We start from the raw sequence: 21,754 nt of genomic DNA, 5'->3' as shown, positions 1-21,754 counted from the left end.
ACCCATCGGCTTTTACTTTTTGAATTTGGCCTGGCCGGATTTTCCTTCGGCCGTCTTGATCGTGAGGGTGATCGTGGAGCCGGGCGCCACCGGGCTCTTGGCGTCGCCTTGAAGCGAGTTGTCCCCTTGGGGCGCCAGGGTCACCGTCTCCCGCGCACTCCCGCTGGCGATCATCACCGCAGCGGAATAATTCTTTGTCGCCACCGGCTTTGCGTTCTTCGGATCGAAAACGTTAATGGTGATCTTGTTACCGGACGTGACTAGCTCGGCATCGATGCCCGCAACGTCTTCCATCGGGCCGCCGTTCGGCCCTTTCTCGCCGCCATGCGCATGCTGCGCATAGGAAGGCGCGGACCACATGAGGGCAAGAAAAACAATAGCGAGGTATTTCATGACGCTGCTCCTTCCGTGGCGGGTGATTTCGATTCGCCGTTCTCCAGGTCTTCCCGCCTGAACAGGACGTAGAGAGCCGGCAATACCAACAATGTGAGGATAGTCGACGAGATGATTCCGCCGATGACGACGGTAGCCAACGGCCGTTGAACCTCTGCGCCGGCGCCGGTCGCAATCGCCATCGGGACAAACCCGAGCGACGCGACGAGGGCGGTCATCAGCACGGGCCGCAGACGAGTGAGCGAACCTTCGCTGACCGCGTCCACGAGGGCATGCCCCTCGTTGCGAAGCCTCTCAATGAACGTGATGATCACCAGGCCGTTGAGCACCGCCACGCCGGACAGCGCGATGAAGCCGATGCCCGCGCTGATCGAGAGCGGAATGCCTCGCAGCAGCAGAGCTATAATTCCCCCCGTCAGGGCTAGCGGAACGCCGCTGAAGACCAATAACGCATCGGGCATTGATCCCAGGCTCATGAAGAGCAGCAGGAAGATCAGAAGCAGAGCGACCGGCACGACGATGGTCAGCCGCTGGGTGGCTGAGACCAATTGTTCAAACTGGCCGCCCCATCCAATCCAGTAGCCCGCCGGGAGCTTCACTTTTTGTTCGACCTGGCTCTGGGCGTCGGCGACGAACGACCCGAGGTCGCGCCCCCGTATGTTCGCGGTGACGACAATGCGCCGTTTGCCGTTTTCGCGGCTGATCTGATTGGGTCCGGGCGCGACGTCGATTTGAGCGAGTTCCGATAACGGGACATAGCGGATTTGAGAAAGAGGCGAGTTGCTCCACAGCGCGGTCACCGCCTTGGCCTTGCTCTCCAGCGGCGGCAGTGGCACTGGCAACGCTTTGATGGCGTCGATGTCGGAACGTAGAAACTCTGGAAGGCGGACGACGATATTGAAACGGCGGTCCCCTTCGAACACCATCCCGGAGTTTTTCCCGCCGACCGCTATCTCGACCAGGTTCTGGACATCGCCGACGCTGATGCCGTAGCGCGACAGCGCCTGACGGTTCAGCTTGACCGTCAGCACCGGCAATCCGGACGCCTGCTCGGTCTTGACATCGGCTGCGCCCTGCACGTTCTGTAGGACCGCCTGAACTTGAGCCGCGGACTGGACGAGCACGTCCAGGTCGTCGCCAAAAATCTTGACGCCGACGTCGCTCCGGACACCCGATATCAACTCGTTAAATCGCATCTGGATAGGCTGCGAAATCTCGTAGACATTTCCGGGAATCTCCTCGGCGGCCTCCTGGATTTCGGAGACGACGGTAGCTTTCGGTTTCTCCGGGTCGGGCCATTCTTTTCGCGGCTTCAGCATGACGTATCCGTCGGACGTGGACGGCGGCATCAGGTCCGTAGCCACTTCCGCCGTTCCGGTGCGCGCAAAGACTTCCTTGACCTCAGGTATCTTCAACAGCCGCTGCTCGACCATGGCCTGCATCTCCAGCGACTGGGTAAGGCTGGTGCCGGGGATCCGGATCGCCTGCAGGGCGACATCGCCTTCGTCGAGGCTGGGGATGAACTCCCCACCCATGCGGGAGGCCGCGATGCCGCATACGACCATCAGCAAGGCCGCGATCGCAGCGACACCCCATCTGTTACGGATTGAGGCGGCGAGCAGCGGCGTATAGATATGGCGCGCGCCGCGCATGAACCAGTTCTCATGCTCTGACACCTTGCCGGTTACCAGGAGGGCCACGGCAGCCGGTACGAAGGTCAGCGACAGGATGCTGGCGCCGGTGAGCGCCATCAGGACCGTCAAGGCCATCGGCGTGAACATTTTTCCCTCGACGCCGGTCAGCGTCAGGATCGGCAGATACACGACGCCGATGATCAACGTGCCAAACAGACTTGGACCGATTACTTCCTTGGAAGCCGTCAAGATGGTTTCGAACCGTTCCTGTCGGTTAAGGACGCGGCCCAGTCGCTGCTGTTCGTGTGCCAACAAGCGCAAACAATTCTCCACGATGATGACGGCGCCATCAATGATGATGCCGAAGTCGATGGCACCGAGACTCATAAGATTGGCACTAACCTTATTTTCCACCATGCCGGTGATGGTGAACAGCATGGCCAGCGGAATCACAAAGGCGGTGGCAATCGCAGCTTTGAAATTCCCCAAAATCAGGAACAGAATCACGATGACCAGCAGAGCGCCTTCGACGAGGTTCTTCTCGACCGTCGCGACTGTTGCTTCAACCAGCCGAGTCCGGTCATAAACTGCGCGAGCGATCACGCCATCCGGAAGCGATCGTCCGATCTCCTTGAGCTTCGCGGCAACGCGCTGCGCCACAGTCCTGCTGTTGTCGCCGATCAGCAGCATGGCGGTGCCCAGCACCACTTCCTTGCCATCGAGAGTTGCCGCACCGGTGCGAAGATCTTTCCCTTCCTTGACGTCGGCGACGTCCGCGACCCGCACCGGCACGCCGTTGCGGGATCCGATCACGATCTGCTTGATTTCCTCGACGTTGGCGACTTGTCCGGGCGTGCGGACGAGATACTGTTCGCCGTTCCGTTCGATGTAGCCGGCGCCGACGTTGGCGTTGTTGGCCGCCAGCGCCGTCATCACCTCCCGAAAGCTGAGCTTGTAGGCCATCAGTTGCGCGGGATCGGGCAGCACGTGGAACTGCCGTTCGAACCCGCCGATGGTGTTGACCTCGATCACGCCGGGCACGTTTCGCAACTGGGGCTTGATGATCCAGTCCTGGATCGTCCGCAAGTCGCTGGGCGTGTATTGTTCGCCCCCCGACTTTCGGGCTTCGGGCTTCGCTTCGACCGTGAAGAGGTAGATTTCGCCGAGACCTGTCGAAACCGGCCCCATGGCTGTTTCGATGCTGGGAGGAAGCTGGTCCTTGACCTGCTGAATCCGTTCGTTGACCAGTTGCCGGGCGAAATAGATGTCGGTGCCGTCCTTAAAGATGACCGTGACCTGGCTCAAGCCGTAACGGGACTGGGAGCGGGTGCTCTCGAGATGAGGGAGCCCTCCCATCGCGGTCTCGATCGGAAACGTAATCCGCTGCTCGACCTCAAGTGGCGAATAGCCGGGAGCCCGGCTGTTGATCTGGACCTGGACGTTGGTGATATCCGGCACCGCGTCGATCGGCAGGCGCGTGAAATTCCAGGCGCCAAAGGCAGCCATGACCAGGACGCCGATCATCACCAGCCATCGCTGGCGAATGGCAAAGGAAAGGATACCGTCAATCATTGGGTTGCTCCGGGCGGTTGCCGATTTCCCTGATCCGGGCGAACGCCTGGACGGGGGTCGTGTACACGACCCCGTCGCCCTTTCTGCCGGTCCACGCGGCCGAAGCGATGCGGCCGCAAATGTCATCGGCGAGTTCGGACCGGCAGACCAGCCTCAATTCCAGGTACTGATGATATGTAAGGTCGGTATCAGTCGAGACATAGCTGCCCCCTTGCCCGCGTCCCTTTCCTTGCCCCCGCACCTCGTCAAAGGTGAAGCCGGGAAAATCCGGAAGGTCGTGGAGCGCGCGAACGACGTGGCCTTCCATGTAAGGCCTGATCAACGCGGTAATCAAAGTCTTGCTGCTATCAGTGCTCATCTCCGCCCGCTCCCTTAGTCATCTCCGCCTTAACGATGAAGCTGTTCTGCGCCGCGTAGAGATCGCCATCGAGAACGCCAAAAAGGATTTCGACGAGCTGCGGATCGCGGTCGCCCACCTCGACATCGCGCGCCTCGAATTTCTCTCCGTTGCGGACGAAGACCACCGTGCGATTCTCCACCGTCTGAAGCGCCGACGACTTCACCGCGACGCCGACCTTTTTCGCGGACAACGTCAGTCGTCCGGTAATGAACAGTCCCGGGCGCAGTCGTTGGCTGGAATTGGTTACGATTGCTCTCGCGATCGCACTTTGGGTGTCGCTGCTGCCGACCGGCGATAAATAAGAAACCTTGGCTTCTATCGCCGGCCCGCCGTCGGCGGGATCGATGAGTATCTGATCACCGATGCTCACGCGTTTCAGATCACGGCGGTAGACAGAGAAATCCACCCAGACGTTCGACAAATCCGCTACCACGAATGCCGATTTCTGCTCGGAGACGAACTCACCCAGCGAGATCTGGCGATCAATGACGGTGCCCGCCAGCGACGCCTTCAGTTCATACTGCGTTAGGCTCTGGTTGCTTTCGATGACTGCCAGGACATCGCCCTTCTGGACGACGTCGCCGATCCGCTTGCGCACGTCGCGGACGATCCCGGGAAAGCGCGGCGTGACCTGAACCAGCGATTCCTGGTTCGGCTGGACGATGCCGTTCAAAAGGAGGCTGTCCCTCAGCACGCCGGGTGAGGCCTTCGCTAGTTCGATTCTGGCCGCCTCGACCTTGGCGTCGCTCAAGGCGATGCTATCGGCATGTTCTTCCTTTTCCGATTTTTCGGTCGGGGTCGGATTTGAGGTCGCCGGCATCAGCATGCGGTAGCCGCCGTAGACCAGCGCTGCGGCGACCAGTATGAAGACGAAATAACGGATAAGTCCCTTGATCATCGTGCGCTCTCGCGGGTTAGCGTAAACGGATTACCGGCAAGACCTTCGATGGTCGCGATGGCAACATGGAAATTCTGCAGGGCTTCCTGTTCGCGCAGCAGCGCCTGCAACAGCGCCCCCCTGACGTCGAGCAATTCCAGCAGGGTGAAACGGCCTTGCGAATAGCCGCTGAAGATCGTCTCTGACGCGCTGCGTGCGTTGGGAATGACCGACGACCGCAGTAGCTTGATCTCGGCCAGGGCACCGGTCAGGGTGTCGTAGGCGCGGCCTACGATGCTGATCAGGACCAGTTTGTTGATCGCCCGCTCCGCGTCGGTCTTCGCGAGCGTCTCCTGGGCGGCGATGATGTTGCCTGTGTTCTGGTCGAACACCGGGATCGGAATCGAGACGCCGAGCCGGACCGCGTTGTCGTTGGTATCTTGGTAGTGTCGCCAACCGGCGTAAATGCGGGGGTCGGGGATGGCCTTCAGGCGTGCAATGAGGAGTTCGGCATTGCGTTGGGCGGCTACAGCGGTCCAGCGCAATAACTGCGGATTGGCTTCGATGGCCTTGACAATTGATTGGAATGACGGGGGCTGACCGATATTGGTGAGCCGCCCGATAGCATTGCCGAAGTGCGGGCTACTGTCGCCCATGAGGATAGCGAGATCACGGCGCGCGAGTGCCAGCTGGGTCTTGGTGCGTTCGCGCTCGACGCGGAAAAGGTCGGCTGCAACCTGCGCCCTTAGAGTCTCGGCCGGCGAGGAAGCACCTTCCTGGACGCGTTTTTGCAGCAATGGGATAAGCGGGTCGAAGCTTGCGATCTGCTCGTCGAAGATCTCGATGCGGCGCTGCAGACTGATGATGGTAATAAACGCAATCGCGGCCTCGGACAACACCTGCAACCGTGTCGCCCGACGCTGCCAAACGGCGGCGCCGATGCCAGCCTCGCCCGCCGCAATCCGGGCCTCCCGCTTGCCGCCCAGTTCAACCAGTTGGCTGAGTTGTAGATTAGTTTCAGCCGAGCGTAAGCCCTTATAGGGCCCCGACCCCAACGCGTTGTCGAGCTCGAACGAAACGTCTGGATTAGGAAGCACACCTGCCTGAATACGGAGGCCGCCCGCGATACCGATATCGCGCTCCGCCGCGGTCAGGCGCGGGTTCGCCGCCAACGCACGCTGAAGCGCTTCTCGCAACAAGATGGCGCGCGGAGAGCGCTCGGCAGCCTGGACTGGGATTGTAAATACAAGCAATACGCACGTCAGGCGCAGAGCATCTCGGACCAAAAACATACAAACGACCTGAAAAGCATGAAGACGACGGCGCGGTGAGACCGCGCGGCGGCGATATTCAGATCAGATGCTTTGGCGGGGGCGTATCCAGCCGAGGATGGTCTTCGAAGGGGAACTTTGGCGATACGAATGCCAGTTTGACCGGACGTGCGGAGGGTCCCACATCCGGTACGAGGGCGGGCATCAGCACCGGGGCGCACACGTAGCAATGCCCGGCGACCACGGGCGCTTTCTTCGAGCCATCCTCATCCGGGCCGTCATCCGGGATATTGCCAATGTCAGATGAGATGGTGGCCGCGACAGCTTCGTCCGTGCAGGAAATGGTATGCGCCACACCGACGAAAAGATACGAAAAAGCAAGCAACATCAGCAGCATCCGGCGAAGTCCCGGGGCCTGCAGTTTCGGCAATTTCTGACCGACCTGATGTTCCATATGGTTGCGTTAGCAAATTGTCTTGGCGAACACTATTACAATGTTGGCAAAAGGCCTGGGAACTCGGCGGTTTTTCGTAAATTTGATTTTACAACCGTATTGCCCTAGCTGGGCCGGCGACCGATTTCGCAAAAACTTGGGAGTACTGCGGTGGGTAAAGGTCATTCGCACGGAGGCGCAATTCCGTCAGCGGCGGGACGTCACCGCAAGCCGCTGTATGCGGCACTGGCGCTGACGTTGACTTACATGACAGCCGAAATCGTCGGCGGGATCTGGACAGGCAGTCTCGCGCTGATCGCGGATGCCGCGCATATGGCGACGGATGCCGGTGGCCTGGGATTGGCGCTGTTTGCGATCCATTTTGCGCAAAAGGCCGCTACCCCGCAGAAGAGCTACGGTTATCTCCGGACTGAAATTCTTGCCGCGCTGGTCAACGCAGTGGTGCTCCTTCTGTTGACCGTCTACATTTTGTATGAAGCCTACCAACGCTTTCGCGCTCCACCGGAAATACTGGGTGGCCCGATGCTGGCCGTTGCAGCCGTCGGATTGGTCGTGAATCTTCTCAGTATGAAGCTGCTCTCTGTAGGATCATCGGAGAGCCTCAATGTCCAGGGCGCCTACTTCGAAGTCCTCAGCGACATGCTGGGATCGTTGGGCGTGATCGCCGCAGCGCTAATTATCATGTACACCGGTTGGACGCTGGCGGATCCGATCATCGGGGCGGGCATCGGCCTTTTCATCGTGCCGCGCACCTGGAAGCTGTTGAACCAGGCGGTTCATATCCTGATGGAGGGCGTACCTACCGAAATCGATCTACCGGAGCTCGAGAAGGCGTTGCTGCGTATCCCCGGCGTCGTTGCCGCTCATGATCTGCACGTCTGGACGATCACATCGGGCACGGACTCCTTCACGGGACATGTCGTCGTATCCGACATGAAAGACGCAGCCGCGGTCCTGAAGGGCGCGAGGGCCGTCTTGGAAGAAAAGTTCAAGATCGATCACGTGACCATTCAGGTAGAGGATGAGGAAATTCGGATGGCAGAGCCGACTCTGCGGGTCTAGATGCGGAACCATTTCTGGCTCTGGCAAGGCGTGCAGTAACGGTAAACGCAACCCTATACCCAAGTAATCATTTCGATTGGTCGCTTGGTCTGCGCTGCAAGATGCCGCATCAGGAAGGCCGACGTACTTGAATATCTGGGCCAAGCGCAATCCACGCTCTCGATGCAGAGGCGAACTTCGATGATTTGAGCCTGTTTTCCTCAGTCGTCCATGAAGAACCCTAATTTCAGGCCGGATTTATCGATGGCTTGGCGAGGATAGCGCTGAGGATTTGGCGCAACAAAAGTTTGAGCCAGCGGATCAGGCGGCGGCAGTTGTAGCCGGCGGCGGCGAGAGCGGGTTGGCGGCGTCGCCTCGCCGGAACCGGAGATAGATGCGGCCCATGCGGTGCTCGGCTTTGAGATGGCCGATGACGGGCTCGATGGCAGACCTGCGGCGGAGCTCGCGCTTGATCGCGGGCGTTACTCCTGGCTTCTGCCCGAGATAAAGACCAACGGGGCGCCTGCACGGCGCCTTTGAGCTTTCCGGTCTTTTTCAAGCCCTCGCCTTCGCGCATATCCAAGAACATTACGTTTGGGTCGTTCGTGAGCTTCACGGCGTCGTCCGCGGCGAGGGACTCGATCTGCTTTCTTGCGCAAATAAATCTTTCACGCTCTTCCTTTCCATGTTCTTCCTGCCTTAGTCTAGTCCCGAGCGGCGCCTTCGAGCGCGTCGAGGGGAATCTTAAGATAATGCCTACCGTTGTCCTCGGGCTCGGGCAGCTGACCGCCGCGAATATTCACCTGCAGCGAGTGTAGGATCAGTTTCGGCATGGGAAACTCCCAATGGCGCGCCTCGCGAAGGGCAACGAACTCGTCTTCGGTCTCGCTCTCCTGAGATGAACGTTCTCCGCCTGCTGCTGCGCCACCGTGCTCTCCTACGCGGGCTTTCTGCCGCCCGGGCCGGTCGCGAACAGCGGCAATTATGTACCCATCATCTAAGCTCGACAGCCTGATGGGTTACCTGAATAATGGGTGGCTGGGGCTGGCACGCGCCAGCTAGGATCTTGTTCGCGCCTCGGGCTCCGCAGTCTCACGCGCAGCCTTCTTAAAAAGAACAGTACGAAGGGTCAGATACGTCACAATGCTGATGATAGTAGCGATATCATAAAGCCCGTAGCCAACAGCGGCCCCGAGCGCCCCCGTAGCCCAGAGGCTTGCGGCGGTTGCGGTACCGGACGCTGCTCCGGCGTGCTTGATGATCGCGCCACCGCCAATGAAGCCAACGCCTGTCATGAGTCCCTCGAGAATGCGCGCTTGCCCCACGGAACCTTCACCGAGCACCCTCGTTGCAATCAAGACGAAACCGCAGCTCGCGATCGCCACAAGCGGAAAGGTTCTGATTCCCGCGCTGCGCTCCTCGCGCTCCCGGTCCCACCCTACGGGCAAAGCAAGAATGTATGCGATTGCAAGATCCACAAGGTGAGATGCGACCTCCCAAAATGTCAGCGCCGTCATTCGCATGCAACGTTTTCTCCATCCTGCGCGCCGGCGCAATAGCAGTTCCGTTCATAACGCAGGTTGAGCGCTCGGGTTCCCGGCGGGCCGGGTTGCCAAAGCAACGCGCTTGGATCGGCGCAAGCCTTGGTTGCGCCCAGATATCGGACTGGCAACTCTCTCTCTGTGCGAGATCGCACCATGTCGGGCAGCTACGTATCATCTGAACGGAGAAGCAATTGCGCGCAATAACCGTGTCGCCTGGCAAGTCCAATTCGGCAAGGCTCGAACAGGTCGTTGAGCCAAGCGAGGCCGAAGGCGACATCCTTGTCCGGACCTTGGCCGTCGGCATTTGCGGAACTGATTTGGAGATTGTCCAGGGGCGTTACGGTTCGGCGCCCAGCTTGAGCCAGCGCTTGATCGTCGGCCATGAAGTGCTCGGCGAGGTTCTCCATGCTCCGTCGGATAGTTCATTTAGGATTGGCGACCGTGTCGTCGGAATTGTTCGAAGACCTGATCCAATTCCTTGCGCAAGCTGTGCGGCGGGCGAATGGGATATGTGCCGCAACGGCTTATACACCGAATGCGGCATCAAATCGCGTCATGGCTTCGCATCGGATAGGTTTCGGATTGAGCCGGAATTTGTTGTGAAGGTCGATCCAAAACTCGGTTACGCGGCTGTTCTAACGGAGCCAGCGAGCGTCGTTGCCAAGGCATGGGAACAGATCGAGAGAATTGGACGACGTCTTGCCGATTGGCAACCACGAACCGTTCTCATCACCGGCGCGGGACCGGTGGGCCTTCTGGCCGCATTGATGGGTTCGCAGCGCGGATTGGCTGTGCACGTCTTCGATCGCGCCGCTCGCGGCCCGAAGCCCCTGCTGGTTAATGAACTGGGTGGCGTCTATCACAGCGGCCCGCTTGCTGGCCTGCAACTTAAGCCAGACATAGTTGTTGAGTGCACAGGCGCTGCGTCCGTGATTGCAGATGCGATCAATCGCACCGCTTCCGTCGGGATCGTTTGCCTTGCGGGGATTTCGTCCGGAGGACACAAGATCGACATTGATATGGGGCTACTGAATCTCACGATGGTCCTAGAAAACGACGTTATCTTCGGGTCGGTCAACGCCAACCGCCGCCACTACGAAGCGGCCGCGCAAGCTCTATCCCGCGCCGACCCCTTTTGGCTTGCTAAATTGATAACACGTCGTGTTGCGCCTGCAGATTGGAACAAAGCTTTCCAGCGCCGAAACGACGATATCAAGGTGACGATCGATTTCACATTGTAGGTTGGATTGTCGATGTCGGGCCGGATCGAAGACTACGCGTTGATCGGCGATTGCGAGACAGCGGCGCTTGTCGGGCGCGATGGGTCCATCGACTGGTTGTGTTGGCCGCGCTTTGATTCGGGTGCCTGCTTCGCTGCATTGCTTGGGACGTCTCAGCAGGGACGGTGGCTCCTAGGTCCGATCGACCCAACCTCACAGGTGAGGCGGCTTTATCGTCAGAACACGTTAATCCTTGAAACGCACTTTGAAACCGCTGACGGCGCGGTGACGGTGATCGATTTTATGCCACCCCGCGGATCAGCCTCCGATCTCGTGCGCATTGCCGTTGGCCGGCGCGGGCGGATCTCGATGCGTACTGAATTGGTTCTGCGCTTCGATTACGGTTCGATCGTGCCGTGGGTGAGTCGGCTTGAGAACGGCCTTCTGCAGGCGGTTGCCGGTCCCGATATGGTCGTCCTGAAGGCCGACGTTCCTTTGCGCGGTGAAGATCAGAAGACGGTTGGCGAATTTGAGTTGCGTGCCGGCCAGACAGCCCGGTTCGTACTGACATACGCTCCCTCACATGGATCAATCCCGCAGCCGATCGATCCCGACCAGGCTTTAGCCGACACAGAAACGTTCTGGCGTGATTGGACAGAGCGATGCACCTATGCGGGCGAGTGGTTAGACCCCGTCAGGCGATCATTAATTACCCTGAAAGCCTTGACTTACGCGCCGACCGGCGGCGTCGTGGCTGCTCCGACGACGTCATTGCCTGAATGGATCGGAGGAAAACGCAATTGGGACTATCGCTACTGTTGGCTACGCGATGCCACGCTAACGCTGCTTGCGCTGATGGATTCTGGCTATTTTGACGAGGCGCGCGCTTGGCGCGACTGGCTGCTGCGGGCTACTGCCGGAAACCCCTCCCAAATTCAGATCATGTATGGGATAGGAGGTGAGCGACGGCTGCCGGAATGGGAGGTTCCGTGGCTGCCAGGTTATGAGGGATCGCTTCCCGTCAGAATCGGCAATGGTGCGGCGGGTCAACTGCAGCTCGACGTATATGGAGAGCTCATGGATGCCTTGCATCAGGCGCGATGCGGCGGTTTAACCGAGAGCAAGCAGGGCTGGATGCTGCAGTCAGCGCTAATCGAGCATCTCGAGTCAATCTGGAGCAAGCCCGATGAAGGCATTTGGGAGGTACGCGGTGGACGACGTCAATTCACTCACTCCAAGGTAATGGCATGGGTCGCACTTGACCGCACAATTCGTTCGGCGGAAAGATTTGGTTTCGAAGGCCCGATGAAGCGGTGGCGTGCGCTGCGCCTGCAAATCCACCGAGAAGTTTGCGAACATGGTTTTGATGTCTCGCTGGGCAGCTTCGTGCAATCCTACGGCTCGAAGTCGCTCGATGCGAGCCTGTTACTGTTGCCTCTGGTCGGCTTTCTTCCGCCAGAGGATGCCCGTGTTCGAGGTACAATCAGCGCAATCGAACGCAATCTTATCGTCGACGGTTTGGTATTGCGCTACAGGACGGAAAGCTCAGGAGACGGACTACCGCCCCGAGAGGGGGCATTTCTTGCCTGCAGTTTTTGGCTCATCGATAACATGTTGCTTCAAGGCAGAACCGAGGAAGCGCGCTCTTTTTTTGAGCGCATCCTCGCCTTACAAAACGAAGTGGGGCTGCTGGCAGAAGAATATGACCCCCGCGCCAGACGGCAACTTGGTAATTTTCCCCAAGCCTTCACTCATTTGGCGCTGCTGGGGACCGCACTTAACCTGTCGCGCGCTACCGATAAACCCGCGGATCAACGCCGCCGACCATGATCCAATTTTCAAAATGAATCTAAGCAGAGGGACGCACTATTTTAAACGCATCTACATCTACCCGCTGAACGGAACAAGCAAACCGCGCACGCTGACGAATATGCAGCGCCAATGAGCATCGCCAACAGCACCCACCCGGTCGAACGCCGCACATCAATAGATGTCATGTAGGAGACTTCGTAAGACGCAAGTGCCTTGCGAGAGGCCTGCCGGGTTCCAGATTTGGACCCACCAGGGGCGATGCATGCCGGTCTTCCGATGGAATGCCAGGATCAGACGGTCTGACAAAAAACAGATGGATTTAGCGCGGTGCTAACTTATGGCCCGCTTCCGAAAGCACCTTCCGGCAGGCATCGCGATCCCCTCGGGCATCGGCGGCGCGAGCCCGCGCTAGCGCGTCGCGGTGCTGTTGCTCGTGGGCAGCAGCTTCCTTTCTGGCACGCGCCAGCGACTCTGGGGTTGGCTGTCGGTGCAAGGTCGCGTCTGTCGATTGACGAGCAGTAGGGTCGGGCAAGGCCTCGAGTGCGGCTTCCAATTGCGCGATCTCGGCTGAGCACGGACCGGCGAAAACGGGACCACCAGAACCGCCAATAATCAGACCAACTATCAGCACCATTGCTGCGCGAGAGTACGTCTGGACTGATTGCCTAGAGTCGACGGATTTTGCGCCAGCGGGCGACCGGCGCCCTAACGGCGCTTTGCTATTATCAGGCCTATCCCGAGTATTGGCCGACGAGTTGAACAAGATATGAAAACAACGGGCGGTGTCCGCACTCGGCTTAATCCGCCATTGCTTCATCGGGGTCGTACTCACTCTCCGTTCGAGTGCTGCTTTAATGATGGCCATCATGGCCGTAGAGGTGATGACCTTCAAAGAGGTGGCCCTCGAAATGGTGGCCCCCGTAACCGTGGTCAAAGGGTCTATACAGCGGCGCCGAGTAACCGTACCAAGCAGGATAGCCGGAATGGTCGAAATGGTGACTCGGGTAACCGTGGTCAAACCCTATATGGGCCGGTGCCGAGTAACCGTAATAACCAGAAGAGCCGTAATAGTAAGGTTCAGGTCGATAAATGTACCGCCCACTTTGATAACGATGATGGACGGAAGACCCGTGACGGTGGCGGTAATGCACCCGGTAGAATGCGTCCGTTCCCCCTGTGATCCGAACGGCAATTGTGTTATCGACAGACATCGCGCCTGCGGCTTGACTGAAGGCAATGCACCCCGCGATCCCTGCGATCAAACCTGACATTTTCCTCATCGGCTACCACCACCGGCACAAACGACTTTCGCCAGCCGCATCTTCGTTCAATCGACGAACGCGACCGCCTGCAAATTGTTCCGCTGTTCGAGGAGTCCGGCGCAGATTCTTGTATTTGCAGGCTCAGGGAAGATTCATTGCGGAACGGGGGCCCCTCGCGAAACCGCAAGTGTGCGACGAAGCCTCGTCCGAACGCGATGTCCGGCGACTAAACTCCGCTATCGTATCAGACGGGCTAAGGCGCGCAGAGCGGCGATGGCTTGCTTAAGGCTTTGAAAAGACACCGGAAAGGTGTGTTTTCGAATACTTGTCGCCACCCCTGATCCCCTAAGGCGCTAATCTTATATAGGCGCTCGTGGCCGCTTAAAACTTCGGATCGACGCGGCTCTGCTCCGAATTAAGGAGATGTAAATGGTTGACACCAATACTGCTACAGACACCAAAGGTCACGGGCTGCTTTGCCCCGCCTGCCGGGTCGATCTGGTTATGAGTGAGCGGCACGGCATCGAGATCGACTATTGCCCCAAGTGCCGTGGCGTTTGGCTGGACCGCGGCGAACTGGACAAGATCATCGAGCGCAGCGCGAGCCAAGATGCGAGAGCTGCACCGACGCAGCCAAATGCGCCGCAACCGGTACCGCAATGGCAGCCTTATCCGTCTCAGGGCTACTATGACGGCGGCCATGGCTCGGGCTATGGCGGCGGCCATGGTGGCGGTCGCCGGCATGGATCCTTCCTCGGGCGGCTGTTTGATTGAGGGCTTGCTACGGAGTGGCGCGACCATCGTCGCGGCGCCGCCTTGCGCCGACATGAAGGAGATCCAAGCATGGGCGCAGGACATGCAGATTCGGCGGCAGTGTCGGCCGGCACTGCAGCGGGCCGATATAAGACCAGATTGATCGGCGCATTTGCCCTCACGACGACGTTCATGGCGGCTGAGGTGATCGGCGGCCTGTGGAGCCTCGCGCTTCTCGCGGATGCCGCGCACATGTTGACGGACGCGGGCGACCTGGCGCTGACGCTAGTCACGATCCGCTTTTCAGAACGCGCCGCGACGCCGCAGAGACCGTATGGCTTTGTCCGCGTGGAGGTTCTCTCGTCCTTCTGCTGCTGACGATCTACATCCTCTACGAAGCCTACCAGCGCTTTCTGAACCCGCGAAAATTTTGACCGGCCCAAAGCTTGTGGCGGCGACGGTCGGGCTCGCGGTGAATCTCATTAGCATGAAGCTCCTTTCGGCCGGGTGTTCGGGAGCCAACCTGAAGGGGGCGTACTTCGAAGTTCTGAGCGACACGTCTGAGCGACACGCTGGGCTCGCTCGGCGTCATCGTCGCCGCGGGCGTCGTCATGTTCACGGGGTGGACCTTGGCTTCCGATCATCGGCGCCGGCATTGGGCTCTTCATCGTTCCGCGTACTTGGATGCTGCTGAAGCAGGCGATTCACACCCTGATGAAGGCACGCCGCCCGAAATCGACATCGCGCGGCTGGAGCGCAGGCTGCTGGCCATTCCCGGCGTGACAGCCATCCACGATCGGCACGTCTGGACGATCACGTCCGGCCTCGACGCCGTGAGTTGTCACCTCGTCGTGTCTGACGTGGCCCAGGCGCGAAAGACCCTTCTGAGTACTCAAGAGGCGATGAAGCGCTTCGGCCTGACGCATGTGACGATCCAGGTCGAGGATCAGAGTCTGCGCGGGCCGAGGGTGAATTGAACTTCTATAGGCAAGGGAAGCCTCCCCAAAGCCCGCCCCGCGAAACAATGGAGGTCGAGATGGGAAGGCATGGCTACGATAAGCGCTGGTCTAGCAGCAGCCACGGCCGACGACCGCGGCGGCCCTAGGATGATCGACGATCCGGGCACCTACGATACAGTTCGGCGCCGGCCGAGGCGGCTACCAATGACCGTCGTTCTTGTCGGTCTCGTTCTGTGGTCGCTGCTCGCCTTCGTTGGTTACGCTTTGGTCGACCCTGTGCTAGGCTGGACGGCGGGCAATGCTGGCCTCCTTGTGGACGGTGGAAAGGGTCCTCATCGCTGCCCCAGCAATCTTGCCAAAAATAGAGTAATTGCTCCGTCCGACCTCTGATTTCCACGGGAACGTGCGGCAGTCTCCCGAGAACGCCGCACGCGGTTGGGCGACGTTGTCTTCAGGAGGCAACAGATTGGTGAAAATGCACTGCCGACCTCATCTATGGGACAGCGCGCGGGTCAAAGGCCGCCCCCGCACGGATGCCATGGTCGGCAGGAGTCAGGTGCACGCTTTTTCTCTGAGAGCAGATCAAAAAACGTTGGGATGTTTGTTCTAAACAAAAAAGCAGTAAGACTGGGTTTCCGGCAGAGTTGCGCCGCAAATTGGATGGAAAATGACCGAAAAGCTTCGTCTCGACGTCCCGATTCTGCTGCCAGAAGTGAGTGATGCAGCGGATGCGTGTGTCGCGCGCCTAACGTCTGAGCTGCGCGCGCGACGCGGTGTTGAAAATGTCCATGTCACGGCGGCCCGCGACGGCGAGCCGTCGCAGCTCTGCATTCACTACGATGCCGACATCCTGCCGCTAGCCCGGATTCGCGAACTCGTCACCGGTACCGGCGCCAGGATTGCGGAGCGCTACGGTCACGTGCTGTGGCAACTCGACATTCGGCATCAAAGACGGGCGCGCACGCTCGCCGGGCGACTGCGTACGCTCCCGGGTGTGCTCGAAGCCGAGGCCAGCGCTTCTGGAAACGTGCGGGTGGAGTTCGATCGATCGGTCACCACCGAGGCGTCGCTTCGAGAACAACTCGACGGAATGCAGGCGGGCGCCACGGCTAGAGCACCGGTGGACGACCACGCCGGTCATCGTCATGCAGAAGGCAAACATGACCACGGCGACGGTGAGGCGGGACACGCCCATGAGGGCGGAATCCTTGGGCCAAACACCGAGCTGATCTTCTCGCTCGCATGCGGTGCGCTCCTCATCGGCGGCTATGTCGTCGAAAAATTTCTGGCGGTGCCGGCGTGGTTGCCGTTCACCGCCTATCTCGGCGCCTATTTCTTCGGCGGCTTCTTTACGCTGCGCGAGGCGATCGACAACCTGCGCCTGGCGCGGTTCGAGATCGACACGCTGATGCTGGTGGCGGCGGCAGGTGCCGCGGCGCTGGGTGCATGGGCCGAAGGCGCACTGCTCCTCTTCCTGTTCAGCCTCGGTCACGCCCTGGAACATTACGCCATGGGACGGGCCAAGCGCGCGATCGAGGCGCTGGCGGAACTTGCGCCCCGAACGGCGCTGGTCCGGCGCAATGGCGAATTGCAGGATGTGCCGATCGAGGATCTCGCCGTCGGCGACGTCGTGGCGGTCAAGCCGGATGCGCGGTTACCGGCGGATGGCTTCCTGGTGAAGGGCGAAAGTAGCGTCAACCAGGCGCCGGTGACGGGCGAAAGTATTCCGGTCGACAAGCGACCGGTGACGGACGAGGGGGAGGCGCGGGCCAATTTTGACAAGCTTGATGCCGTCCACCGCGTGTTCGCTGGCACCATCAATGGAAGCGGCGCCATCGAGATCGAGGTCACGCGGCGCTCGACCGACACGACACTAGCCAAAGTCGTTCGCATGGTCAGCGAGGCGGAGACGCAGAAATCGCCGACGCAACGCTTTACCGATCAATTCGAACGGTTCTTCGTGCCTGCGGTGCTGGCTCTGGCGGTGCTGCTGCTGTTCGCCGGGGTGGTAATTGACGAACCCTTCCGCGACAGTTTCTATCGCGCCATGGCGGTTTTGGTTGCGGCCAGTCCTTGCGCCCTTGCGATTGCAACGCCGAGCGCGGTTCTCTCGGGCGTGGCGCGCGCGGCACGCGGCGGGGTGCTGGTGAAGGGTGGTGGTCCGCTCGAGAATCTCGGTTCGCTCTCGGCCATCGCCTTCGACAAGACCGGGACGCTCACCGCCGGAAAACCCCGGATTACCGATGTGGTGCCGGCGGCGGGAGATACGGAGGAGGAACTGCTCGCGGTTGCGGTCGCGGTGGAAAGCCTGAGCGATCATCCACTGGCCAAGGCCATCGCCCGCGACGGCCGCAAGCGGCTGGGCGAACGGCCGTTGCCTGAGGCCGGCGATCTAGACAGTCTAACCGGACGGGGCGTTGCGGCGCGTATCGACGGCGAGGCAGTACTGATCGGCAAGGCCGAGATGTTCGGCACGGGGGGTATCGCGCCGCTGTCCGAAGCAATGCAACAGGCGATCGGGACTTTGCGCGAGGGCGGTCGCACCACGATGGTCGTCCGGAAGGGAGATCGCGACCTTGGCGCGATCGGCCTGATGGATACGCCCCGCGAGGCCGCCAAGGAAGCGCTGGCCCGCCTTCACGCGCTCGGTATCAAGCGGATGATCATGATCTCGGGCGACCATCAGAAGGTCGCCGAGGCGGTGGCCAGGCAGGTCGGCATCGACGAGGCCTGGGGCGACCTGATGCCGGAGGATAAGGTCGAGGCGATCAAGAAACTGCGGGCCGAAGCCAAGGTCGCGATGGTCGGCGACGGCGTCAACGACGCGCCGGCGATGGCCAATGCGACGGTCGGCATCGCGATGGGCGCCGCCGGGTCCGATGTGGCGCTGGAGACAGCCGACGTCGCCTTGATGGCCGACGACCTCGCCAATTTGCCGTTCGCGGTGGGGCTTAGCCGTACGACTCGCTCGGTGATCCTGCAGAACGTGTTCGTCAGCCTGGGCGTGGTGGCCCTGCTGGTGCCGGCGACGATCCTGGGCCTCGGTATCGGCCCCGCAGTCGCCGTGCACGAGGGCTCGACGTTGCTCGTCGTCTTCAATGCGCTGAGGCTGCTTGCGTATCGGGACAAGAGCGTGTGACGGGTGCGATCAGGTAGGAATAAGGTGTAGAAGTCTCGACTTTAACTGACAATTTGGTTTGAAAAGGTGGCAATGAGCCTGCGGGGCGAGCGGGCGCGCTCATCCGATTTGTGTGCCCCGCGCTGCCCCGCGTACTGCACAGGAGCCCAGTTACAGAACCGAGGTCGCCGGATGTGCGAGTCCAGAACACGTGGCGAATGGCCTTACTCGACAATCCGCTTTTTTTACGACAGGTCCGTAGACGGCGGCGGTCGTAGTCCGGCGCACGATGCCAGGCGCGGAGACCGGCGGGTCGACTGTCGCCCTTAGGGCGGGGATGTCGTTAGATTTGATCTCCCGTCATCAGCAAAAACGTTGGAAGACCCTCAAATTCTTCAACTGTGGGACCTAACAGACCAAACTTGATGCTGGCCGCAGCCTCTATCCTACTTCGAAATCGCTTGAAGGAATCGAGAGCAGTTGTCTCATTGTCAACGCTTGTTCGGCCCATCTCAGCAAGAGCATGAAGGGTGACTATCACCCTGACCTTACAATGCGCCTGATCTTCTTTTGATTTCATTCGGAAGGCGATGCCCCGGAGCCTTGGATGGAAGGTAGGCTCAAAGTTTGGATCGGCTTTCACTTAACCCTCCAGCAGGCATTTTTCCGGGGTTTCAATGCGTGTTCAGACACTGCTTCTTAACATGCCATTGAAAACTTGAAGCTGTTGTCCGGCGGTTTTCCCGGCTGGTCCTGAGCGAAGTCCATCGCCCAGGTCTCCTTGATCGCCGGCTTCCCTGCGGTCCTCACGCAGCTTTGCTTTGACGCCACGCTTCGGCGTTTGCGCAATTGCAGGCTTAACTCTGCCGCTCGGGGTGACGGGGATGTTACAGCATATGATGCCGTGCATCTGATGTCGTGCCAAGGTTTATTTAATAGCCTACCTGGGGTTAGGGACCCTGTCGCGCTGAGCCTGGCCGTAGCAGCTGCTCGTGTTAGCGGGCTGCACTTTTGAATCGAGAACGTTGCACGTGCGCTAACATCAGGCGAACAAACCTGCATCTGAAATTTTGCACAGCTTTCTTGGCGGATCCTGCTCGTTCGGCGCGAGCAGGATCGGCGGAACGGTCGTACGTTGCAACTACACGCGAGGCGCACCTTGTTTGAAGCAAAACCGGACACCACAATCGCCGCCTTCACTTCAACAACGTTGCCGAAACTACTTTACATCTGAATATTTAAATTGTGGCATCGCCTTTAACTGATCCTTCGTGCCACTCATGACTGCGTGATCGGGCCTCCAATCATTGGCATCCGGCGAATGCGCGATGGGTACTCCGGTCTTTGCAGGCGTCGATGCTGGTCCGGTCTTCGCCTCGCGCTCGTTAGACGCAGTCGTGGTAGCGGTCGAACTCGTGTGAACTTCTTTTTCCCGGAATTGAAGTTTGTCCATCGAAACCGAGATGTCATGCTCTCCCATTCCCAGGAAGCCGCCGATTCCGATAATGACCACATTGACCTTGCCGCCGCTATCCAGGATCAACTCATTAATATCCCCAAGCCTTTCATTTGCTTCGTTGTAAACTTTGAGGCCTATGAGCTTGGAGGCGCGCCAATTACCCTTTTGCATCATTGGTGTATTTGAATTCGTGGTTGCTGTCGCAGCCGGGCGATCTGCGGCGGCTGGAGCGGTCTGGGCATAAGCCGAGCCGTACAGTGCTGAAACGCTTACCAAAACGGTGCCAACGAATGCTTTCATCGTAAGTCCTCCAAGAATTGTTCCTGTACAACCCGACGCGTATGCGAATGTTCCACCGCATTCCGGTTGAGCAGGTATAACCGCCTAAGAAATTTCCAACGAACAAGGACGGTATAAGTTTAATAGCCCTGACGTAGGAGGTACGAACCACCGCTCCCAAGCTGGCAGCTGGTGGGGAAGCGGGAGATGCCCGCAAATTCGCTGATCAAAGGGATTGCTCAGAACGGTCGAATCACATTGTTGGTTCAATTTGATCCTGCAAAGCTATCAGCTTAGTTGCCACAACCCGCTGTTTCCCGAGATAATCGCTGTTTCGAAATTCTAGCTCGTCCCCGCGGGCAGATTGGAACATCGACGGTGAATGCATGTTGCCATCCAATAGGTAAATGAGGAGATTCCCATGACGATGGAAGCGAACGAAACTAGTAATTTGATCGGCAGCGATAAAGTTGAAGGTACGGCGGTTTACGGTACGGATGAAACGAAAATCGGTTTTATCGAACGCGTGATGATCGATAAGGCCAGCGGCAAAGTCGCTTACGCCGTATAAGGTTTGGAGGCTTTCTGGGAATTGGCGACGATCATTATCCCCTGCCCTGGGAGTCGTTAAAGTACGATACGAGCCTTGATGGTTACCGAACGACCGCGACAGAAAGCCAACTTCGTGGTGCGGCAAAATACCGTTCAGAGAACGACTGGAATTGGGGTGATGCGAGTAGGACTCGCGCCGTCAGCGAGTATTATGGTGTCCCTATTGATCGAGTGAGGCACAGGCACCAACAAGCGAGCTGGCAATTGCTGATGGCCAACTAGCGTAATTGAGAATTCCGTGCCGTGGCGTCGCCCCTGCCGTGACGCGACGTGTGACTTCGCCGCTTCGTTCAGCCGGTCATTGGTCATGGTGAGCGTCAGCCGGCCGCCTGCGGTCGCCAAGTGTATTCGGCCGGGCGCTTTTGCGGACCTCATCTGGAGATTGTCGCTTGTAGATCCTCGCCCGCAGAAGGCGCTAACCCCTTGCACCTAGTGTCGAACCCTTCGTGCTCCGTTTGGGGCTTCGTGCACGATGCAATTGTAGCTCAGTTGGTTAGAGCGCCTGTTTGTGGAACAGGGGTCGGTGGTTCGAGCCCCGTGCGCTCTGTTGGTCCAGGCGGTCGAGGCCGAGGTTGCTAACTTTCTCGGCAAGCACGCCGATTTGAAGACCGCGGACGGCCTCCAGCGCGTCGTGCGCCACGGTCACCTGCCGGAGCGCGAGGTGATGACCGGTATCGGTCCGGTCGCCGTCCGCCAGCCGCGGGTGCGCGACCGCGAGGCCGCTGCGGGCGATCCCGGCCGCATCCGGTTCACGCCATCGATCCCGCCGCCCTACTTGCGCCGCTCGAAATCGATCGAGACGTTGCTGCCGATCCTTTACGTGAAGGGTATCCCGACCGGCGACTTCTCCGAGGCGCTGGCGGCGCTGCTCGGCAAGGATGCTGCCGGCATCAGCCGTCGGCCGGCTGAAGGACGGCTGGTTCGACGAGCACGCCGCCTGGCAGAAGCGCGATCTGTCGGCGAAGCGCTACGTTTAGATCTGGGCGGACGGCATCCATCTCGAAGCGCACCTCGAGGACGAAAAGCAATGCATTCCTCGTGCTGATTGGCGCGACGCAGGAAGGCCGCAAGGAACTGGTTGGCTCACCGATGGC

Annotated in this window: 14 protein-coding genes and 5 pseudogenes; 8 read left to right on the top strand and 11 right to left on the bottom strand. The window is 59.5% G+C overall.

What is annotated here, in order from left to right; all coding sequences use genetic code 11:
• Window positions 1–12: 12 nt before the first annotated feature.
• From ACEK02_RS15890 to ACEK02_RS15865, 6 genes are read right to left on the bottom strand one after another with little or no spacing between them, the layout of a single operon-like run.
• Window positions 13–393, bottom strand: coding sequence for a hypothetical protein (locus ACEK02_RS15890; RefSeq protein WP_371422578.1), 381 nt, complete (start codon window positions 391–393; stop codon window positions 13–15).
• Window positions 390–3,599 (bottom strand): efflux RND transporter permease subunit, encoded by a 3,210-nt coding sequence (locus tag ACEK02_RS15885; RefSeq protein ID WP_371422631.1) that lies wholly within the window; start codon window positions 3,597–3,599, stop codon window positions 390–392. Before ACEK02_RS15885 ends, ACEK02_RS15890 begins: the two co-directional genes overlap by 4 nt.
• Entirely contained in the window at window positions 3,592–3,957 is a 366-nt protein-coding gene (locus tag ACEK02_RS15880; RefSeq protein ID WP_371422577.1) for a P-II family nitrogen regulator, read from the bottom strand. Before ACEK02_RS15880 ends, ACEK02_RS15885 begins: the two co-directional genes overlap by 8 nt.
• The gene (gene ihpB, locus ACEK02_RS15875) at window positions 3,947–4,897 is read right to left on the bottom strand and encodes a divalent metal ion exporter adaptor subunit IhpB (protein ID WP_371422576.1); all 951 of its coding nucleotides are present in this window, start codon (window positions 4,895–4,897) and stop codon (window positions 3,947–3,949) included. The genes ACEK02_RS15880 and ihpB overlap by 11 nt, the downstream gene beginning before the upstream one ends.
• Window positions 4,894–6,168, bottom strand: coding sequence for a divalent metal ion exporter subunit IhpA (gene ihpA, locus ACEK02_RS15870; RefSeq protein WP_371422575.1), 1,275 nt, complete (start codon window positions 6,166–6,168; stop codon window positions 4,894–4,896). Before ihpA ends, ihpB begins: the two co-directional genes overlap by 4 nt.
• Before the next feature lie 58 nt (window positions 6,169–6,226).
• A complete protein-coding gene (locus ACEK02_RS15865; RefSeq protein ID WP_371422574.1) occupies window positions 6,227–6,601 on the bottom strand; it encodes a hypothetical protein in 375 nt (124 codons plus the stop codon).
• A 150-nt stretch (window positions 6,602–6,751) separates the two neighbouring features.
• Between ACEK02_RS15865 and ACEK02_RS15860 the strand changes: the two genes are divergently transcribed.
• Complete coding sequence (locus tag ACEK02_RS15860) at window positions 6,752–7,663, top strand: cation diffusion facilitator family transporter (RefSeq protein ID WP_371422573.1); 912 nt, start codon at window positions 6,752–6,754, stop codon at window positions 7,661–7,663.
• Window positions 7,664–7,889: 226 nt separating this feature from the next.
• Here the strand turns inward: ACEK02_RS15860 and ACEK02_RS15855 are convergent.
• From ACEK02_RS15855 to ACEK02_RS15845, 3 genes and pseudogenes are all read right to left on the bottom strand, one after another.
• Window positions 7,890–8,143: pseudogene (locus ACEK02_RS15855) on the bottom strand (IS5/IS1182 family transposase); the annotation flags it as partial.
• Window positions 8,144–8,346: 203 nt separating this feature from the next.
• A pseudogene (locus ACEK02_RS15850) lies at window positions 8,347–8,603 on the bottom strand (MBL fold metallo-hydrolase); the annotation flags it as partial.
• 97 nt (window positions 8,604–8,700) lie between these two features.
• On the bottom strand, window positions 8,701–9,165 hold the full coding sequence (locus ACEK02_RS15845; protein WP_371422572.1) for an MgtC/SapB family protein: 465 nt from the start codon (window positions 9,163–9,165) through the stop codon (window positions 8,701–8,703).
• Window positions 9,166–9,377: 212 nt separating this feature from the next.
• Between ACEK02_RS15845 and ACEK02_RS15840 the strand changes: the two genes are divergently transcribed.
• From ACEK02_RS15840 to ACEK02_RS15820, 5 genes and pseudogenes are all read left to right on the top strand, one after another.
• Complete coding sequence (locus ACEK02_RS15840; RefSeq protein ID WP_371422571.1) at window positions 9,378–10,427, top strand: glucose 1-dehydrogenase; 1,050 nt, start codon at window positions 9,378–9,380, stop codon at window positions 10,425–10,427.
• Window positions 10,428–10,439: 12 nt separating this feature from the next.
• Window positions 10,440–12,236 (top strand): glycoside hydrolase family 15 protein, encoded by a 1,797-nt coding sequence (locus tag ACEK02_RS15835; protein ID WP_371422570.1) that lies wholly within the window; start codon window positions 10,440–10,442, stop codon window positions 12,234–12,236.
• A gap of 1,673 nt (window positions 12,237–13,909) precedes the next feature.
• The gene (locus tag ACEK02_RS15830) at window positions 13,910–14,254 is read left to right on the top strand and encodes a zf-TFIIB domain-containing protein (protein WP_371422569.1); all 345 of its coding nucleotides are present in this window, start codon (window positions 13,910–13,912) and stop codon (window positions 14,252–14,254) included.
• Window positions 14,255–14,323: 69 nt separating this feature from the next.
• Window positions 14,324–15,210 (top strand): annotated as a pseudogene (locus tag ACEK02_RS15825) (cation diffusion facilitator family transporter).
• 649 nt (window positions 15,211–15,859) lie between these two features.
• The gene (locus ACEK02_RS15820) at window positions 15,860–18,331 is read left to right on the top strand and encodes a heavy metal translocating P-type ATPase (protein WP_371422568.1); all 2,472 of its coding nucleotides are present in this window, start codon (window positions 15,860–15,862) and stop codon (window positions 18,329–18,331) included.
• Between the two features lie 322 nt (window positions 18,332–18,653).
• Here ACEK02_RS15820 and ACEK02_RS15815 read toward each other — a convergent pair whose 3' ends face one another.
• A complete protein-coding gene (locus ACEK02_RS15815) occupies window positions 18,654–18,953 on the bottom strand; it encodes a hypothetical protein (RefSeq protein ID WP_371422567.1) in 300 nt (99 codons plus the stop codon).
• Between the two features lie 576 nt (window positions 18,954–19,529).
• Window positions 19,530–20,069 carry a PRC-barrel domain-containing protein gene (locus ACEK02_RS15810; RefSeq protein WP_371422566.1) on the bottom strand — a complete coding sequence of 180 codons (540 nt, stop codon included), beginning with the start codon at window positions 20,067–20,069 and terminating at the stop codon, window positions 19,530–19,532.
• A 400-nt stretch (window positions 20,070–20,469) separates the two neighbouring features.
• Here ACEK02_RS15810 and ACEK02_RS15805 point away from each other — a divergent pair.
• Together ACEK02_RS15805 and ACEK02_RS15800 are read left to right on the top strand one after the other, a co-directional pair.
• Window positions 20,470–20,882 (top strand): annotated as a pseudogene (locus ACEK02_RS15805) (PRC-barrel domain-containing protein).
• 319 nt (window positions 20,883–21,201) lie between these two features.
• Window positions 21,202–21,754: pseudogene (locus ACEK02_RS15800) on the top strand (transposase); the annotation flags it as partial.

The organism is Tardiphaga sp., assembly GCF_041424195.1.
Classification (GTDB): Bacteria; Pseudomonadota; Alphaproteobacteria; order Rhizobiales; family Xanthobacteraceae; genus Tardiphaga.
This window is presented reverse-complemented; position numbering and strand designations above follow the sequence as displayed.

Coding starts and splice junctions, on each gene's coding strand:
- ACEK02_RS15810 (WP_371422566.1), bottom strand. CDS start 20,069: ATGAAAGCATTCGTTGGCACCGTTTTGGTAAGCGTTTCAGCACTGTAC.
- ACEK02_RS15820 (WP_371422568.1), top strand. CDS start 15,860: ATGACCGAAAAGCTTCGTCTCGACGTCCCGATTCTGCTGCCAGAAGTG.
- ACEK02_RS15830 (WP_371422569.1), top strand. CDS start 13,910: ATGGTTGACACCAATACTGCTACAGACACCAAAGGTCACGGGCTGCTT.
- ACEK02_RS15845 (WP_371422572.1), bottom strand. CDS start 9,165: ATGCGAATGACGGCGCTGACATTTTGGGAGGTCGCATCTCACCTTGTG.
- ACEK02_RS15890 (WP_371422578.1), bottom strand. CDS start 393: ATGAAATACCTCGCTATTGTTTTTCTTGCCCTCATGTGGTCCGCGCCT.
- ihpB (WP_371422576.1), bottom strand. CDS start 4,897: ATGATCAAGGGACTTATCCGTTATTTCGTCTTCATACTGGTCGCCGCA.
- ACEK02_RS15885 (WP_371422631.1), bottom strand. CDS start 3,599: ATGATTGACGGTATCCTTTCCTTTGCCATTCGCCAGCGATGGCTGGTG.
- ACEK02_RS15865 (WP_371422574.1), bottom strand. CDS start 6,601: ATGGAACATCAGGTCGGTCAGAAATTGCCGAAACTGCAGGCCCCGGGA.
- ACEK02_RS15835 (WP_371422570.1), top strand. CDS start 10,440: ATGTCGGGCCGGATCGAAGACTACGCGTTGATCGGCGATTGCGAGACA.
- ihpA (WP_371422575.1), bottom strand. CDS start 6,168: ATGTTTTTGGTCCGAGATGCTCTGCGCCTGACGTGCGTATTGCTTGTA.
- ACEK02_RS15880 (WP_371422577.1), bottom strand. CDS start 3,957: ATGAGCACTGATAGCAGCAAGACTTTGATTACCGCGTTGATCAGGCCT.